General features: G+C 48.0%; 18 protein-coding genes. 14 read left to right on the plus strand and 4 right to left on the minus strand.

What is annotated here, in order from left to right; translation table 11 throughout:
* The first annotated feature begins 15 nt into the window (after positions 1–15).
* Positions 16–813: a patatin-like phospholipase family protein gene (locus tag WCY20_RS08545; protein WP_345974348.1), complete on the plus strand. Its 798-nt coding sequence runs from the start codon at positions 16–18 to the stop codon at positions 811–813.
* Positions 814–896: 83 nt separating this feature from the next.
* Here the strand turns inward: WCY20_RS08545 and WCY20_RS08550 are convergent, their stop codons facing one another.
* Both WCY20_RS08550 and WCY20_RS08555 read right to left on the minus strand, forming a co-directional pair.
* Complete coding sequence (locus WCY20_RS08550; RefSeq protein WP_345974350.1) at positions 897–1436, minus strand: PAS domain S-box protein; 540 nt, start codon at positions 1434–1436, stop codon at positions 897–899.
* Between the two features lie 424 nt (positions 1437–1860).
* Positions 1861–1998, minus strand: coding sequence for a hypothetical protein (locus WCY20_RS08555; RefSeq protein WP_345974352.1), 138 nt, complete (start codon positions 1996–1998; stop codon positions 1861–1863).
* 357 nt (positions 1999–2355) lie between these two features.
* Between WCY20_RS08555 and WCY20_RS08560 the strand changes: the two genes are divergently transcribed.
* From WCY20_RS08560 to WCY20_RS08610, 11 genes are all read left to right on the plus strand, one after another.
* Entirely contained in the window at positions 2356–3411 is a 1056-nt protein-coding gene (locus tag WCY20_RS08560; protein ID WP_345974354.1) for a quinone-dependent dihydroorotate dehydrogenase, read from the plus strand.
* Between the two features lie 41 nt (positions 3412–3452).
* Positions 3453–4709, plus strand: a complete 1257-nt coding sequence (locus WCY20_RS08565; protein ID WP_345974356.1) for a pitrilysin family protein — start codon at positions 3453–3455, stop codon at positions 4707–4709.
* A 1-nt stretch (position 4710) separates the two neighbouring features.
* Positions 4711–5607, plus strand: a complete 897-nt coding sequence (gene dapA / locus WCY20_RS08570; RefSeq protein WP_345974357.1) for a 4-hydroxy-tetrahydrodipicolinate synthase — start codon at positions 4711–4713, stop codon at positions 5605–5607.
* Positions 5607–6377, plus strand: coding sequence for an enoyl-ACP reductase (locus tag WCY20_RS08575; protein ID WP_345974359.1), 771 nt, complete (start codon positions 5607–5609; stop codon positions 6375–6377). The genes dapA and WCY20_RS08575 overlap by 1 nt, the downstream gene beginning before the upstream one ends.
* A gap of 153 nt (positions 6378–6530) precedes the next feature.
* Positions 6531–7082: a CDP-diacylglycerol--glycerol-3-phosphate 3-phosphatidyltransferase gene (gene pgsA / locus WCY20_RS08580; protein ID WP_345978240.1), complete on the plus strand. Its 552-nt coding sequence runs from the start codon at positions 6531–6533 to the stop codon at positions 7080–7082.
* Positions 7083–8135: an RIP metalloprotease RseP gene (gene rseP, locus WCY20_RS08585; protein ID WP_345974361.1), complete on the plus strand. Its 1053-nt coding sequence runs from the start codon at positions 7083–7085 to the stop codon at positions 8133–8135.
* Positions 8136–8165: 30 nt separating this feature from the next.
* Positions 8166–8855, plus strand: coding sequence for a YggS family pyridoxal phosphate-dependent enzyme (locus tag WCY20_RS08590; RefSeq protein ID WP_345974363.1), 690 nt, complete (start codon positions 8166–8168; stop codon positions 8853–8855).
* 263 nt (positions 8856–9118) lie between these two features.
* The gene (locus WCY20_RS08595; protein ID WP_345974365.1) at positions 9119–11503 is read left to right on the plus strand and encodes a hypothetical protein; all 2385 of its coding nucleotides are present in this window, start codon (positions 9119–9121) and stop codon (positions 11501–11503) included.
* A 206-nt stretch (positions 11504–11709) separates the two neighbouring features.
* The gene (locus WCY20_RS08600) at positions 11710–11865 is read left to right on the plus strand and encodes a hypothetical protein (protein WP_345974367.1); all 156 of its coding nucleotides are present in this window, start codon (positions 11710–11712) and stop codon (positions 11863–11865) included.
* Positions 11866–12127: 262 nt separating this feature from the next.
* Positions 12128–13573 carry an aldehyde dehydrogenase family protein gene (locus tag WCY20_RS08605; protein WP_345974369.1) on the plus strand — a complete coding sequence of 482 codons (1446 nt, stop codon included), beginning with the start codon at positions 12128–12130 and terminating at the stop codon, positions 13571–13573.
* A 69-nt stretch (positions 13574–13642) separates the two neighbouring features.
* Positions 13643–14491 carry a YitT family protein gene (locus WCY20_RS08610; protein ID WP_345974371.1) on the plus strand — a complete coding sequence of 283 codons (849 nt, stop codon included), beginning with the start codon at positions 13643–13645 and terminating at the stop codon, positions 14489–14491.
* Positions 14492–14570: 79 nt separating this feature from the next.
* On the opposite strand, the gene WCY20_RS08615 is transcribed toward WCY20_RS08610, so the two are convergent.
* Both WCY20_RS08615 and WCY20_RS08620 read right to left on the minus strand, forming a co-directional pair.
* A complete protein-coding gene (locus WCY20_RS08615) occupies positions 14571–15317 on the minus strand; it encodes a response regulator (RefSeq protein ID WP_345974373.1) in 747 nt (248 codons plus the stop codon).
* Positions 15314–16615 carry a histidine kinase dimerization/phosphoacceptor domain -containing protein gene (locus WCY20_RS08620; protein ID WP_345974375.1) on the minus strand — a complete coding sequence of 434 codons (1302 nt, stop codon included), beginning with the start codon at positions 16613–16615 and terminating at the stop codon, positions 15314–15316. Before WCY20_RS08620 ends, WCY20_RS08615 begins: the two co-directional genes overlap by 4 nt.
* Positions 16616–16797: 182 nt before the next feature.
* Between WCY20_RS08620 and WCY20_RS08625 the strand changes: the two genes are divergently transcribed.
* A complete protein-coding gene (locus tag WCY20_RS08625) occupies positions 16798–17124 on the plus strand; it encodes a cytochrome c (protein WP_345974377.1) in 327 nt (108 codons plus the stop codon).
* 11 nt (positions 17125–17135) lie between these two features.
* A complete protein-coding gene (locus tag WCY20_RS08630) occupies positions 17136–17702 on the plus strand; it encodes a hypothetical protein (RefSeq protein WP_345974379.1) in 567 nt (188 codons plus the stop codon).
* Positions 17703–17712 lie beyond the last annotated feature (10 nt).

Here is a 17712-nt window from a genome sequence, read left to right on the forward strand (position 1 = left end):
ACACTATAATATCCCATGACTAAAAACCTCAAAGCAAACGACTTCACCCTTGTCCTCTCCGGCGGCGGTGCCCTGGGCATCGCTCACCTGGGTGTTCTGCATGACCTTGAACAGCAACATATCGTGCCAGGCGAGATCATCGGGACCAGCATGGGCGGCATCATCGGTGCCTGTATGGCCGTCGGCATGAAAGAGAAAGAGATACATGAACAGATAAGACGTTTTTCCGGAGTATTCAACTGGGTGAAGTTCTCCTTTTCCGGCAATGCGGTAGTGGACAATAAAAAGATTGCCAGGATTTTTGACAACATCTTCAAAGAGAAGAAGATGCGAGATACCGACATCCCCCTAAAACTTATCGCGACGAACCTTCTCAACGGCGACAAGAAAGTCTTTGACGCCTCGGACGATGTCTGCATCAAAGATGCCGTACTTGCGACGATGGCGATTCCCGGGATATTCGAAGAGCATCTCATCGACGGCACGGTCTACGGCGACGGCTTCCTGTGCGAAAACCTTGGCATCAACGAAGCGACGTTTGACAACGTCCTTGCCGTGGACGTTCTCGGAAAAAATGCCTTCGACAAGGAGATGCCCGACAACTTCTTCAAGACGATGAACGTCCTGGAGATGTTCGAAAAGTCCATAAGGCTGCTCATCTACAACCAGACCCGCTCACACACCGGACACAGCAGCAAAAACATCACCCTTCTTGAACCCGAAACGAAAGCATACAAGACCTTTTATTTTCACAAAACAGAGGAGATAAGAGCACTGGGGCTGGGGCTGTTAAGCGCTAAGAGGTCAAAATGAGTCTAAAAGCATATAACCGCCCTCTTCCGCATTCTATTTCAATGATGAAGAAGTGGATTTTTATTTTTTAGAAACTGGAGGTGTCACATTACTTTTAAAGCGTTCGCTCCATAAGTGACATACTCCTCTTGCGGAAAACTCTGTGCGTCAATACGCGCCGTGTCGCCGACAAGGGCTTTGGCACCGAGATAATCGCCCTCTTCTTCAAGCTGTTTTGCCTTGGCGTAGAGCTCCTTGATACGTCCGATCGCCGGCAGTTCTGGCTTTTTTCGGACAGCGATATAACCAACCATTTGGTCTGAAAGGAGTTTCGGGGTGACATGGACGATGACCCAGTAGAAATTGCCATCTTTGCGGCAGTTCTTAACATACCCCTGCCAGCTTCTCCCGTCGTGCAGCGTCTGCCACATCAGCGAAAAACAGGCGGCAGGCATGTCCGGATGTCGGATGATGCTGTGGGGACGCCCTAGCAGTTCCTCTCTGGCATAGCCGGACATCTCTGTGAACTTCCGGTTTACAAAGGTAATTCGACCGCCCAGGTCAGTTTCAGTGATCATCGGAAGGCCGTCGTAAAAAAACTCTTTTTGATCGGTAATGGTGGTTTGGGACAATGCTTCGGACATGACAACTCCTTGTTGCATCGAATGAGCGGGAAGTATACGCCGAGCATCTCACGGTTCCGACACAATCTGCTCAATCGTTATATATTAAAAAACATAATGAAATAATACAGGATATGATTTCATTAGAGACGAAAAAAAATGCCTATTATTTAGGCAGTGAAGATTTTCTCATATAAAACGCTTACAACCGGCGGATGCTCGGTAAGCAGTTCGGGGAGTGTTTCGAAATAATAAATTACTTCCCACTGTACCGGCTGCAATTTATAATACAACAAAGTATATAGCAATAAATATATGAGGGGGATGGAAAGATAAAAAATATCCGGAGTTATTATCCTTGGAAGCATCATCGTAAAAACGCACTAAAAAACCTATCCGACCGGTATCAGTGTCGGCAAGATCCATATCACTACCGGCCGCCCTGCTACTCCCTGTCAAAATCCTTATGCGCTTTGGCAGCTGCCGCATTTTGTCTCTCATACGAATTATCCGGTTTGGTGCCTGCCGCTGTACAGCCGCTTAACATTACTAACATTGTCAACATCAACATTGGCGTTTTCATTTTTTTCCTTTAGTCCAATATGTAACAGCATTTTACTGTGTATTTGTTCAAAGCTTCTATTATCGTTATGACCCTATCAGCCGAAGCATCGCTCAGAATGAAGAGGCAATGCCTTGAATTATGAAGGAAGAGAAACTATAATTGGAATTTAACAACATAAATCTACAGTTCCAAGTTGTACTTGGGACTGCCTACATCGACTTCAAAACCCAAATACGATTTGTGAACTTATAAAACATCAATATGTATTCCCAACCTAATTCCAAACTTAGAAAATGCCCCATCCTCACCACTAACAAAACATTTACGCAAATTTCAGTATAATCGCAAAAACTATAGGCAGAACAAGGCAGATAAATGATCGCATACGACAGCATTAAACCGTGGTTATTCAAGTTAGAACCGGAGACGGCGCACCACCTTGCCGCGTCGTTTCTGCGTTTTGCCAATGTCTGCCCTTCTGCTTTCAACTACTGGACGCAAAAGCACTTCATCACCGATCCGGTCCTGGAGCAGGAGCTTTTCGGCCGCACCTTTTTGAACCCTGTCGGTCTCGGCGCGGGGTTTGACAAAAATGCGACGATGATCCGCGGTATTCAGGCGATGGGCTTCGGGTATACCGAGATCGGTACCGTCACACCGAAGCCGCAGCCGGGCAACCCGAAGCCCCGTATGTTCCGCCATATCGAAGAGAAGACCATCCAGAACGCCATGGGCTTTAACAACGAAGGGATGCTGGCAGTGCAGCGCCGTCTTCAGGAGCGCTACCCGTTCACGACCCCTATCGGCGTCAACATCGGCAAGAACAAGACCACCAGCGAGCAGGACGCGATCAGCGACTACACGACGCTGATCAAAGCCCTGCATAAGCTGGGTGACTACCTCGTCATCAACATCTCTTCGCCGAACACCCCGGGCCTTCGCGACCTCCAGAACGAAGCGTTCATCACCCGCCTCTTTGAAGAGTCAAAGGCGCTGACCGAGAAGCCTATCCTGCTCAAGATCGCACCCGATATGGAAGCGCAGCAGGCGGTCGATCTGACGGCAATGGCCGTTGAGAAAGGTGCCGACGGCATCATCGCGACCAACACGACCATCGACTACTCGCTGGTCAAAGAACCGAAAGAGATCGGCGGCCTGAGCGGTGCCGTGCTCACCGAGAAGAGCTTCGCCATCTTCGATGCGGTTGCCAAAGAGCTCTACGGCAAGACCATCCTCATCTCGGTCGGCGGCATCTCCTCGGCCGAAGAGGCCTACCGCCGCATCAAAGCAGGCGCTTCACTGGTGCAGGTCTACTCAGCGCTGATCTTCGAGGGACCGGAGCTGATCAAAGATATCAACACCGGACTGATCGAGCTGATCAAAGCCGACGGCTACAGCTCTATAACCCAAGCGATCGGTGCTGCGCGTTGATACGACTCTTTGCGCTACTATTTTTACTGTCAGGAGCCTTAATGGCAACAAGCTTACCAAAGTACGAGACCAAGACCCTCAAGAACGGACTTGAGGTCGTCGTCATACCGATGCACAACAACACCCAGGTCATCTCGAGTGACATCTTCTACAAGGTCGGAAGCCGCAACGAGATCATGGGCAAGACCGGCATCGCGCATATGCTCGAGCATATGAACTTCAAATCTTCCGAGAACCTCAAAGCGGGTCAGTTCGACGAAGAGGTCAAGAGCATCGGCGGTCTGAGCAACGCCTCGACCGGTTTTGACTACACCCACTACTTCATCAAGTCAAGCACGGAAAACCTTACGAAGTCGCTTTCTCTTTTTGCAGAACTTATGCAGAACCTGAAGCTCAAAGACGAAGAGTTCCAGCCCGAACGCGACGTCGTCACTGAAGAGCGCCGCTGGCGTACGGACAACAACCCGCTGGGTTACCTCTACTTCCGTATGTTCAACAACGCCTATCTCTACCATTCCTACCACTGGACGCCGATCGGGTTTATGAACGACATCCGTACCTGGACGCTCGAAGATATCCGTTCATTCCACAAGACCTATTATCAACCTCAGAACGCCATCCTGGTCATCACGGGCGATATCGAGCCGAAAGAGGCCTTTGCCAAAGCGGAGAAAGAGTTCGGCAAGATCAAGAACAGCACCGATATTCCTGAGGTCAAATTCGTCGAGCCGAAACAGGACGGTCCTAAGCGTGTGATGATCTACAAAGAGAGCGAAGTGGAGATGGTCGCCATTACTTTCCGTATTCCTGACTATTTGCATCCGGACCAGCCGAAGCTCTCTGCCATCTCGGAAATGCTCAGTGCCGGCAAAAGCTCTCGCCTCTACGAAGAGCTTGTGGACAAAAAACAGCTGGTCAACCAGATCTATGCCTACAACATGGAGAACATTGATCCGGGCCTCTTCATCTTCCTTGCCTCGTGTAACCCGGGGGTTACAGCCGAGACCGTCGAAAAAGAGCTGATCGCGCAGATCGAGCGCATCAAGAAAGAAAAGGTGAGCAAAGAGGAGCTTGAAAAGATCAAGATCAGCACCAAAGCCGACTTTATCTTCTCACTGGACAGTTCATCGTCTGTCGCTGATCTTTTCGGCGGCTACCTTGCCCGCGGTTCCATCGAACCTCTGTTGAACTATGAAGACGCTATCAACGCGTTGAGTGCAAAAGATATTCAGGAAACAGCAAACAAATATTTTGATTTTACACAGTCAACGACAGTTATATTAAGAAAAGGTGAATAATATGAATATTGTTACAGGTGCGACAACAGCACTCATCACACCGTTCAAAAACGGACAACTTGACGAAGCGACCTATGCAAAACTGATCGAACGGCAGATCGCCAACGGTATCGACGCGGTCTGCCCGGTCGGGACGACGGGCGAGAGCGCAACACTGACCCATGACGAGCATAAACGCTGTATCGAGATTGCCGTTGAAGTGTGCAAGGGGACAACAGCCAAGGTCCTTGCCGGTTCAGGTTCAAACGCCACAGCCGAAGCGATCGAGATCGCCAAGCATGCGCAAAAAAGCGGTGTAGACGCCATCTTCTCCGTCAGTCCCTACTACAACAAACCCTCTCAGGAGGGGCTCTATCAGCACTACAAGGCGATCGCCGACGCGGTAGCAGACCTGCCGTTCATGCTCTACAACGTACCGGGCCGTACCGGTGTCGATATCAGTGCCGATACGACAATCCGTCTTTTTGATGACTGCGCCAACATCTATGGCGTCAAAGAGGCGACGGGGAGTCTTGAAAGAACAGTCGAGCTGCTTTCCCGCCGTCCCGGTCTAGCCGTATTCAGCGGTGACGATGCCATCGACTACCCTATCCTCGCCAACGGCGGTATGGGGATTACCTCGGTCACGGCGAACCTGTTGCCGGATCTTAAAAGCGAGCTTGTACACAATGCTTTGGAGGGTGATTACAAAGGGGCAAAAGAGATCAATGATCTGCTCTTCCCGATCAACAAAGTGCTTTTCTGCGAATCGAATCCTATTCCGATCAAAGCTGCGATGTACATCGCCGGCCTGACTGAGACGCTTGAGTACCGTCTTCCATTGGTACCGCCAAGCAGCAGGCATATGAAAATGATCGAAGAGATTATGAAAAACTACACTATCAAAGGAATGAATTAATGCAGGGAAAAACTTTATTTGTCAGCGGTGGAACACGCGGGATCGGTAAAGCGATCGTCTACGCTTTTGCGGAAAAAGGGTGCAACGTCGCCTTTACCTATGCAACTAATGCCGATACGGCGAACGAGATCATTGCCGACGTTGAAGCAAAGTTCGGTATCAAAGCGCGTGCCTACAAACTGGACATCCTTCAGCCGGATACCTACAAAGATGTCTACAAGCTTTTTGACGAGGATTTTGACCGTCTGGACTACTTCATCTCCAACGCAATCATCTCGGGCCGTGCCGTCGTCGGCGGGTTCGGCCCGTTCATGCGTCTCAAGCCCAAAGGGCTTAACAACATCTGGACAGCCACGGTAGACGCCTTTGTCGTCGGCTCCCAGGAAGCGGCGAGACGCATGGAGAAGACAGGCGGCGGCTCGATCATCTCGATGAGCTCGACGGGCAACCTCGTCTACACGCCGAACTATGCCGGTCACGGTACAAACAAAGCCGCAGTAGAGACCATGGTCAAATATGCTGCCGCGGAGCTGGGTTCAATGGGTATTCGCGTCAATGCCGTAAGCGGCGGTCCGATCGATACCGACGCCTTGAAAGCTTTCCCGAACTACGAAGAGGTCAAAGCAGAGGTCGCAAAACGTTCGCCTCTGAACCGTATGGGCGAGAGCGAAGACCTTACTGGCGCCTGCCTTTTCCTCTGTGACAAAGGTGCTTCATGGCTGACAGGTCAAACCATCATTGTTGACGGCGGTACAACCTTTACCTCGTAAGGTGCTAGCAGCCTTGCGGCTGCCAAGTCGAAGATGTACGCCCTGATGCAGGTTGGAGCATCTTCATGATATAACTATTGTTCAGTGTAGATACCATTGTAACGATCTACTTTGAACTGTATTTATAGATTTTCTGACAATTATAAAAGGACTATTTTGAACCTTCCAAATATTTTGGCACTTATTCGTCTCGCTATCGCTCCGGTCATGTTTTGGATCATCCTGAATCCCCAACTCTTCACAGACAACGGCTACGACATCAGCTGGAGCTACTACTTCGCTTCCCTGCTCTTTGTATTGGCGAGCATTACCGACTATTTTGACGGCTTTATCGCACGCGAACTCGACCAGAAGACGGTACTCGGTGCCATTATTGATCCCCTTGCCGACAAGATGTTGGTTATGGCGGCCTTTCTAGGTCTGATGGTCGCCGGCGATGCCTCGGTCTGGGCGATCTACATCATCATCGTGCGCGAGCTCTTTATTACCGGCCTGCGTACCGTTGCGGTCTCGGAAGGTATTGATGTCTCCGCTTCATGGGCCGGTAAAGTCAAGACCGTCTCACAGATGTTCGCGATCGGTTTTCTGCTGATGCACTGGCCGTTTGCAAACCTGCTGCTCTGGATCGCCGTCATCCTGACTATCTATTCCGGCCTGGAGTACCTTATTGGGTTCTGGGGCTCATTCAAACAAAAGGCGGTATAGATGGGCTGGCTTGTCTCCTTAGTCGTACTCTCGGCACTGATCTTTTTTCACGAACTTGGCCACTATTTAGCAGCCCGTTTTTTCGGTGTCTATGTCGAGGTCTTCAGTGTCGGTTTTGGCAAAAAGGTCGCCTCGTTCCGCCTTTTCAACACCGAGTGGCGCATCGCGATGATCCCGCTTGGCGGCTATGTCAGGATGAAGGGTCAGGATGACCTTGACCCGACCGCGATCAGCAGCGATTCAGACTCTTACAACGCCAAGGCCCCATGGCAGCGTATCATGATCCTGGCGGCCGGTCCGGCGGCAAACTTTGTGATCGCCTTTTTTCTCTACCTCTTTATCGGTCTGGGATCACCGCAGGTACTGGCGCCGGTTGTCGGTGATGTTGTCAAAGACTCCCCTGCCTTTGTCGGCGGTGTGGAGAGCAATGACACCATCAAAGCTATCAACGGCCGGGAGATAGCGACTTGGGAAGAGATGTCCACTATCATCAAAGAGTCCAGCGGCACACTCGACCTGACCATTGAACGGGGAAATTACATTCAACATCTTCAGGTCACGCCGACAATACAGGAGACGACCAACCTCTTTAACGAAAGAGTACATCGGCGCATGGTGGGAATCGGCTCGGCCGGCGTTGCGACGACGCTTGACCTGAATCTGTTCGAGTCCATAGGCTATGCGGCACATGAGACCTATAAAGCATCAACACTCATCTTTAAAGGGGTGCAGAAGCTTATTACCGGCGATGTCCCGGCCAAAGAGCTCGGCGGCGCCATCAGTATCGTCAAGATCACGGCCGATGCCAGCGAAAACGGCTGGATGGCCGTTTTCTTTTTTGCCGCCCTGATATCCGTGAACCTTGGTGTGCTGAATCTCCTACCTATCCCGGCACTCGATGGCGGTCACATCATGTTCAACCTCTATGAGATGATCACTAAACGTATGCCGAGCGAAGCTGTTTTATACAAACTCACCATTTTGGGTTGGGCCCTGCTGCTTGGGCTGATGACCTTGGGTATCTATAATGATATCAACAGGTTAATGCAGTAATAATCTACCTATGTGTGTAAAAGGATGACCATGAACCAACTGGAATACAAACGTCACATCGACGCCATCATCGAAAAGATCGAGGCTGCGCGCATCAAAGTAAGCGAGCACCATATCGTCAAGATCGTTGCGGTAAGCAAATACTCCGATACCGAAGCGATCAAGCGGCTCTATGAGATTGGCCAGCGCGCCTTCGGCGAAAACCGGGTACAGGACCTTATCGCCAAGCAGGAAGTGCTCGATGAGCTTCCACTGGAGTGGCACTACATTGGAAATCTGCAGCGCAACAAGCTCAACGCCCTTATCAAAGCCGACCCTTTCCTTTTCCAATCCCTTGATACTGTCGAACTTGCCAATGCCCTTCAGCGCCGTCTTCTTGACCGGGATACCACGATGGACTGCCTCCTGCAGATCAACTCTGCCAACGAAGCGACAAAGGCCGGTGTCGCACCTGAAAAAGCAAAAGATACCTATGCATACATCAGAGAGAACTGCCCCAACATCAACCTTAAAGGGGTGATGAGTATCGGTGCGCATACCGATGATCAGGATGTTATCAAAAAAAGTTTCGAGACCACCTACAAGATTTATGAAGAGCTCGACAATGCCACGATCTGTTCCATGGGGATGAGCTCCGATTTTGAGCTTGCAATCAGCTGTGGCTCCAACATGCTTCGTCTTGGATCGATCATGTTCCCGGGTGATCGCCAGGCTGTATAGTCTACGGCCAGAAGCCGTAAATTTCCGCATAAACCCCTCTAGCATCCAAATCATTTTCTTCTGCAACAATGTAATATATGCATATCTTATATTATGAATAAGTAATATTATAAGTAATTAAAATACCATATATAAGTAGTGTATAATTTTTACTTATTTATATCAACTTTTTATCACAACGGTATCAAACATATTTCACTTAAAGCTGTATTTAAACTCAACATGTAAAGATATAAAGATTTTTAATGCAAGGAGTGCATAAGATGAAACGAAACACATGGGGGATTTCTGCTTTTTTAGCGGGTGCCCTGACAATCTCAACTGCGTCTATGGCGTCGGCTTCTACAGGTTATGACCAGAATCCGCCATTCAAACTTAGCAAACTCAAAAGTGAAACGATTAACGTTGCCGGGAAAAAGGTAAAATCCTATAACCCTGTCAATGATGTCAACCTTTTTATCAACTATGAACTTGGTATGCACTGTGTCGGCTTTGAAATGAGCTACTGCTGTGTTATCCCTCCATACAACTCGATCCAATCACAAGCGGTTAGATCGGGAACCAAAGGAGACCTTCCAAAGCTTCTCACACCAAACGATAATGTCAAGATGTATTACTACACCAAAGACAACTCGTACAGTGAAGGGAACAAGATGCGCTACTGGGGCGTCCTGAAAGATGTCGACGGCAACGGCCGCATGGACGATCCGGGCGACAACGTTGCCAACTATGTCTGGAAACACCTCTTTATCTATAAAGACCTTGAAGGGACTAAACCGGCAGGTGCGACGAAAGAGAACCGTCTCTATGTCGGTAAAGACATCAAAGTACCTATCGATTCAGGCCCGACCGGAAAACACATCGCCGGCGGCTATCTTGAATACTCTGGAAAAGACGGCAGCAACGTTGTTTTCACCGATACCTTGGTACCGGCTGTTACAGACATTCCGCTTGTTCTGACAGCGTCACACCTTTGGGATGCACTGGGTCTTCCTCTCACTGCGTTTAATGACTCTACCCGTAGAGGTAGTATCCGTTCAGTGACCGAGAGAGACTTCCAACCTTTTCAAAAATCAACTGTTCAACTTCATAATAACGAAGGCAAACCGCTGACAGACAAAAATGGCCAACTGATTGAGTATTTCGGTACCAACCCGGTTGATATCCCGAACTGTTATGCTTGTCACTCCCGCCAGGGTAAAGCAGCAGAGATGGCGCGTGCCGAAGGTCTGACACAGTCGGACAAAGAGTACGCATACTGGAAAACCTACCCGGATGAGAGTGAGTATATGGCACGCCTGAGTGAAGCTTCGATCAATATCCTTTCGCTTCATGATGCGCACCATGGTACGACCTTCCTCTCGGACTATAATGACAAAGCCTCATCATCACGCCTTGGTAAGACAGGTGAGATCAACTGTGCCGACTGTCACGGTGACAATGTCTCGGGTAACCTCCAGGAGCCGCGTCCAGGTGCGACAGGGTACAAAACAGTCAAGGCAAAAACACTGACCGAAGCGATCCACAGTTTCCACCTTGCAATGGTACCGATGCCGGATGGCGGAAAACGTTCACAGGCTTGTCAATCGTGTCACCCGACACACTTCCAGGATCCTGCGATGAACGACGACTCCAACCCGTTCCGTGTGACTGACCGTTACGGCGAAGGCCGTTTCTCCAAAGGGGATATCCGTCAAAGCGGCGGTGGCTGTTACGTACGTCGTGACGCCCACTCCAACCCGGATGCCAAACCGCCTTTCTTCCTCAATGAGTACGGTAAATACCAGCTTAACGAGGTCTCTATGAAAGACGAACATGGCAAACCGGTTAAAGAGATGCGCGGTCTTTACTGTACAAACTGTCACACTAAAGTAGCGCAGAAGATGTACGAACTCGACGATCTTAAAGCGACACAAAAACTAGAGGGGAAATCTATCCGCGGCAACACGCTTAAAGAGATGATCAAAGCCGTTACAGATGGCGATGCGAAACGTTTCAACGCACTTGCCGACCCTAAAACCGACGGTAACAACGAAGTACTGAAATACTACTCTGAGCATAAGTCGGCGACACTGGTTAAAAACGTGGCAAAAGAGGGTCTTGACCTTAAACCGTGGAATCACCCTAAAGGCGGTGAAGTACCATACGCGGCAGCTTCCGGCGGTAACGACTGGTGGTTGAGTGCATCTGAGCCTCACTGTGCGGATTGTCACATCGCGCCGTTTGTCGAGAGCGAAGGTGGCCAATACTTCCCGATCGATCAGCCGAACAAACTGTCGCTGTATCGTTACTCTAAAGCACACGGCGACCTGGCATGTCAGACATGTCACGAATCGACGCACGGGCTTTACAGTACACGCTTCGACGGGCCTGAACGTTCAGTTGATGTAACAACGCACGAGCAGGCACTGCAGTACAGCCCGGATGGCGAATATGCCGGACCGGTAACATGTGCTGCATGTCACAGTGTCAATGACAAAGGTGTTCCGGTACAACTCACCGGTACCGCGTACGAGAAAGATTACTGGGCTTCTGTAACACTTGCACACTTCATGCGTTCAGGTGACCAGAAACTATCGATCAAAGACCTTGTAAAGAAATATCCTTACAAAGAGTCTAACACTATCGTTAAAAAAGGATGGAAGTAATTCCTTCTTTCTCTGTTCAGGCCTTTCGGCCTGAACACCCTCTTCCCTAATCCCTGTTTCCGTAGCGGTCTCTGACACTCACCATTATTACGGAAAAGATGTAAACACTATTTTTTGTATTGTAAACCAGCTGTTTTATGATTTACGATTTTTTTGCGATGATTACAACATAAAATCTTCTGAATGAATTTTTATCGGAGATAGATATGTTACGCATAGAAATTTTTACGGACTATGTCAAACACCAAAAAAGTCTCAAGGAGTATATTGAGATACGAACAACGATCCATGAACGGGGCGAGTTTGACGATGCGTCATTAAACAGGGCCGAAGAGAAGAACCCGATATTTACAAAGGAATGAATCGAACACTGGAAAAACTATACGAACGTAACATCGGTTTGACCATCGAATATCCCATCGATTTTATCCGTCAGGTACTGAAGATGTAATGCAATACCTTGCCCCCTGTTCAGGTCTATGAAGAGTATAAACGCGTTCTTGATCACTACTATCATGATGTCTGACACAATTATCTTTTATTTCTTTACACTTTTGCGATTTTTTTACGAGTTATTTTCTTTAAGATAGATGCCGCACATTAATTATACAGGAGTATCAACTGATGAAAGAGTATATGCCGTTTATCAATGGAAAGAACAAGCCCTCACACCCGGGAAAGGTAATCGACGATGTCAACCCTTCGACCGGAGAGGTCTTTGCCAAAGTGCATTTGGCAAGTAAAGAGGAGATCGAAGAGGCCATCAGTACGGCTTACGCGGCATCTAAGCTCTGGGCAAAAACAACGCCGAGAGAAAAAGAGGCGGTACTTTTAAGAGCCGCCGATATTTTCGAGAGCCGCGAAGATGAGATCAGGACTATTCTGATGCGAGAAAGCGGTTCGGTCTATGCAAAAGCGATGTTTGAAATCGCGCTCGTTGCTGACATTTTGCGTGTCGCTGCCGGGGAAGCCAGACGTGTTTTCGGCCAGACATTCACCTCCAACGATCCTGGTGTGTTCTCCTACAGCACACGCCGTCCATTAGGCGTTATCGCCGGGATATCGCCCTTTAATGCACCGATGATTCTAAGCACAAAGAAATTTGCCATGGCCATCGCTGCAGGCAATGCATTTGTATTGAAGCCGTCAAGCCATACACCGGTCTGCGGTCTTGTTTTCGGTGAGATCTTTAAAGAAGCGGGTCTGCCGGACGGCGTTTTGAACATCATCCCATGTTCAAGCGGCGACCTGGGAGAGACCTTTCAAACCGATCCGCGTATTGCCATGATCACCCTGACCGGTTCAACGCATGTCGGAAAATTGGTCGCGGCGTCGGCGGCGATGCACCTGAAGAGATGTACCGTTGAACTCGGCGGTAAGTCGCCGACCATCGTACTCGGGGACGCCGATGTTGATTATGCCGTCAATACCGCGATCTTCAGCACTTTTCTCCATCAGGGACAGATTTGCATGGCAGGTTCACGCATTATCGTCGAAGAGAATATCTATGATGCGTTTTGCGAAAAGTTTACTGCCAAGGTTAAAACGCTGAAAGTGGGCAATCCGGAAGACCCCACCACGATTATCGGGCCTCTTATCGAAGAGGCGCAATGCCACTTTATAGACGGATTGATCGATGATGCAGTTGAGAAAGGGGCGACGCTGCTCTCCGGGCGCGAGCATGAAGCATGTTTTTATCAACCGACTGTTGTCGCCAATGTGACCGGAGAGATGCTGATCTTTCATGAAGAGGCCTTTGGCCCCGCTGCCGCGATCATCAAAGCACACGATATCGATCACATTATCGAACTTGCCAACAACAGCTTCTACGGGCTCAGCTCATCACTTATTACCGATAATTTGAGTGCCGCATTGCAACTTTCCGAAGAGATCGAATCGGGTATGGTGCACATCAACGGGCCGACCATCCAGGATGAAGCCCATATTCCGTTCGGAGGCGTCAAAGAGAGCGGCATGGGGCGCGAGGGAGGTCATTTTGCTATCGAAGAGATGACCGAACTAAAATGGGTAACCGTCGAAGCCGCAGGTAACAGGGACTACCCTTTTTAAAATCCTGCCCCCTTTTGGGATCGAGCCTCTCTGGATCCTATTTAACTCTTTAACTGTATAGGTTTCAAAATGATCAATAAATTATCGGGTATCCCGATCAACAAAGCGTTGAAAAAATATATTTTTATTTTTATCGGGGCCTCTTCATTGGCCCTGGGCATTGTACTGTTTTTACTCCCAAATCACATCGTAGCCGGAGGAACACCCGGCATATCGATATTGTTAAACTACTTGACCGGTATTCCGGCGGGTATGCTGATGTTTCTGATCAACATACCTCTCGTCTTGATGAGTATAAAATATATCAGCAAAGGGTTTGCGGTCCGAACCGTCTTTTCGATTGTCGTTTCATCTTCGATGGTCGATTTTTTACGCGAATACATTCAGGTCGCCCCCTGGACGAACGATCCCATTTTGGGCAGTCTGTTCGGCGGCATCGCCATCGGCATAGGGCTCGGATTTATCATCGCCGGCAATGCTTCGGCCGGAGGCCCATCTATTGTTGCAAGGTATATAGCGGATAAGATGGAATGGAGACAGAACAACGTCATTATCATAATGGATGTGATGATCGTCCTGGCTGCCGGTATCGCTTTTGCAAGTATCGAGTACGCCCTGTTAAGCTTGATGAGCGTCTATGCAACAGGACGAAGTCTGGACATGCTGATCTCGGGAAGGCCCTCGAAAAAAGTGGTCCATATCTTTTCAAAAAATGTCAGCCTCCTGCGTCACAATATCATTGAAAAGCTCGGAAGTGAAGACGTTGTGATGGAAGGGGTTGGATTCAATACGGGAGAGACCCGTAAAATTTTGATGCTTGTAGCCGAGAACAATACGATCCGTGTTTTGCGTAAAATCGTAAAAGAACATGATCAAGAAGGTTTTTTGGTGGTGATTGAAGCCTCGGAGCTTCATTAGAAAACCTGTCAATCATACAGCACGACCGTCGTATGATCTTTTGCTTTGTCGTGTATCGAGAAGCGGGTTTCGGCTCGCCCTACAGGGTGATCTTATACCCGATTTTAGAGTGACAGGTAATAAAATCTTTCGGCAGCTTTTGTCGAAGCCTGAACATCAATGAACGCAAAGCCCCCTCCCCCACAAGTTCACCGTCCCAGACAAAATCCTCGATCCGTTCCACCGTAACAATTTTGCCGAGATTTTTCATCAGAAGCTTGAGGAGTTTATTTTCTTTATCTTTTAATTTGAACGTTGCGCCGTTGAAAAGCAAAACAGAATTTTCATTATCATAAATATATCCGTGACGCAGTGTAATAAAACGTTCACTGGCCTGTTGCTCAACGGCGAGCTTATTCTGCAGGGAGATATTTTCTGACTTGACATCGGTAATTTCAGAAGAGAGTTTTTGATTTTCGGAAAATGTTTTCAGGGCAATTTCAACAGCTGTTTTCAATTCGATCTCTTTAAACGGCTTGAGAATATAACCGTAGGGCTTGATATTGATCGCCCTTTCAATCGTCTTGTTTTTGTCGTTAGCCGTTAAAAAGACGATGGGGGCGGAGAGGGTGCCTGAGATTGCTTCTGCAACGGCAATGCCGTCTTCTCTATCCTGGAGGGTGATATCCATCAGGATTAGATCGGGGTTTTTCGTCTTGGCTAGATGAAGCGCCCTCTCCCCGTTGGCAGCGATCCCCACCACATCGTAATCAAAATGGATAAGTGTCTCTTTAATGTTCAAAGCAATGATACTTTCATCTTCGACAATTAAAATTTTTCTTTTCAAGCCTTTCCTTTTTGTTTCGGAATGAATGTAATAGCGCATTTGAAACCGTTTTCTGAGTCGGTCTCGATCTCGCCGTTTAACTGACATTCGGTAATCGTATTAATCAGCTGGCATCCGAGTGATGTGGAGGTGCTGACTTTGTCACGGTTGATCCCGATGCCGTTGTCGTTGACACCGAACACAATCGATCCTTCTGCCCCGTTTTTAATAAAAATATCAATTACACCGGTATCAGTATTTATAAAGGCGTGTTTGATAGCGTTTAAAAACAGCTCATGCACGATTAGGGCGACGAGAACTGCATAATCCATTGACAAAAAGAGATCATCCGCCTCCAGACATACCGATATCTTTTTATTTTGAGCATACAGATCGATCATCGCCGATGAGAGCTGTTCGAGATGCGATCGCATGTTGATAGTTGCCAGGTCGCTGTTTTGGTAGAGCATTTCATGGACAAGAGCGATAGCGTAGATACGGCTTTGGCTTTTAGAGAGGGCATCTTTTACTTCCGAATTCGTCTCTCTTCGGCTCTGCATCTGAAGGAGTGAAGAGATCACTTCCAGATTGTTTTTGACGCGATGGTGTATCTCTTTGATAAGAACTTCTTTATCCTGAAGCGAGTTTTTCAACGCCATATTCTGCGCGGTAATAATTCTTCGTCTCTCTTTCTGCTCGGTTATATCCCGACCGAAGGCACAGATGAACTCTTTTTCACCGTTACGAAAGTAGTTCGTTGAGACGGAAACCGGCAAGGTACTGCCGTCTTTTCTCGTCTGCCTGCTCTCAAAACAGATAAACTGTTTCTGCTTGATCTGCTCTAAAAATTTTTCCGTATTTTTATTGTAATCGGAATCGATATCGCTTAGTTTCATCTGTAACAGCTCTTCTTTGCTGTACCCCAACATTTTACAAGCCGCATCGTTGACGTAAAAGAAACGGGTGTCAAAGGTAAACCAATAAATCGCATCGGCACTGTTATCGAGGGCAAAGTTAAAAAGTTGAAGATTCTCTTTCTCTTTTTGCTGATATTTGGAAAGTTTGACCAGGGCATCTTCCGCGACCAGGGCCGTCCGTCTGAGAAGTACATAGAGAAAAAGTGCACTGAGAACAAAAAAGACAACCCCGAGTAAAAACGGCAGTCCGAAATTGTCATTTCCAGAATGAACCAGATTCATCGAGAGCCTGTCTACGATAGCAACGCCGAGCACCCCGGCAACAGCGAATCCCAATGCCTGAAGTTTGACCCGATTTTCATTTGATATTTTTAGGAGTGCGCTCTCTCGTCTGGGTATCAACAATCTTCCTCTCATTTTTAATCAATTTGTACACTTACATTGCATTATTTTACCTTATACGAAGCGTCAATCGTCAATTTTACGCTATTTAACGCCGAATTGTCCCATTACGCTTTAGATGCGATTTTTATGCGATTTTTTTATTTTATATTTGTTTTGTTCAAAATTTACCAGGAGGTTACATGAAGAAGTTGGCTTTAGGTCTATTATTGGTGACACCTTCCATCTTTGCGGTGGAATTAGGGAAAAACTTTGCATTTAAGAATGGAGAGCATGCCTACCAGAAGGTATGTGCCCACTGTCATACACTAAAAACCGCCCCCCATACGATATTTACAAAAATGGATGATCAAGCAGGGATCGAAGCACGGGCGAAGGGGATTATGTACACCGTCAGACATGGAAGTAACGCAATGCCTGCTTTTAGAAAATCAGAGATCGATGATGCGGTATTGAAGGATTTGGCAACAAAACTGGCCGACGGCACAATCACTTTAACAGAAAAATAGGGAGAGAACAGATGATTCGAAGAACATTTCTTCAAGGGTCTGCAGCAGCTGTAGCCGCGATGTGCATCCCTTTATCGGCGGCCGGATTCGGTATCGGTTCGACTAAAAAAAAGATAGCGGTTGTCTCTGAAGCGGCATATGAGACAGGGTACGTCAACGCCGTCTCCACCAAAGTGGATGACGTCGTCGTTCTTGGCTCAGACAGATTGAAAAATCTCCATATCCTGTCGGCTGCAATGAAAGAAAACCGGGGTACCCTGTTCTGTGGTTTGCTAGTGCATAGCGATTTTACACTTTTACACCATGTCGCAGCAGCACATAAGGCAAAGATTGTTTCAGAAGCGGCACACACCCCGTCGCATAACGGAACCAGTCACACAGAAAACTCATTTGCAAGTATCTCCGTAAAAAAAGCATTTGATACATTTTCCTCGATCGCGAACGGCCAATACGGAACGGCGCTTTCATCGTACCACACTCTCGGCCCGCACAACACGCTGTCCGTTGCAAAGCAGATTGACTTTGTTTCCAATCACACAACGAAAAACGCTTTCGTATCGTTTGTAATTAAAGCCTAAAGGAGCATTA

The organism is Sulfurimonas sp. HSL3-7 (assembly GCF_039645985.1).
GTDB classification, from domain to species: Bacteria; Campylobacterota; Campylobacteria; order Campylobacterales; family Sulfurimonadaceae; genus Sulfonitrofixus; species Sulfonitrofixus jiaomeiensis.